The sequence below is a fragment of the Streptomyces sp. WAC 04229 genome (assembly GCF_003947455.1).
Lineage (GTDB): Bacteria > Actinomycetota > Actinomycetes > Streptomycetales > Streptomycetaceae > Streptomyces.
This window is the reverse complement of the sequence record NZ_QHJH01000451.1, coordinates 1-261: the sequence shown is the minus strand read 5'-3', so window position 1 is coordinate 261 and position 261 is coordinate 1. Positions and strand designations below refer to the sequence as shown.

1 protein-coding gene is annotated in these 261 nt (G+C 72.0%); it reads left to right on the top strand.

The window, feature by feature from the left end:
• A partial coding sequence (locus DMH12_RS38815) for a tetratricopeptide repeat protein (protein ID WP_125495879.1) occupies nucleotides 1-261 on the top strand: 261 nt, incomplete at both ends.

Below are 261 nucleotides of genomic sequence, written 5' to 3'. Positions count from 1 at the left end.
AGACGGGGCGCCGCAGCGAAGCCCTGACCGCCGCCGAGGAAGCGGCGGAGATCCGACGCCGGCTGGCGCAGGACAACCCGGCCACCTACGAACCCAACCTCGCCGACTCCCTGTCCAACCTCGGCATTCGGCTCGCAGAGACGGGGCGCCGCAGCGAAGCCCTGACCGCCGCCGAGGAAGCGGCGGAGATCCGACGCCGGCTGGCGCAGGACAACCCGGCCACCTACGAACCCAACCTCGCCGACTCCCTGTCCAACCTCG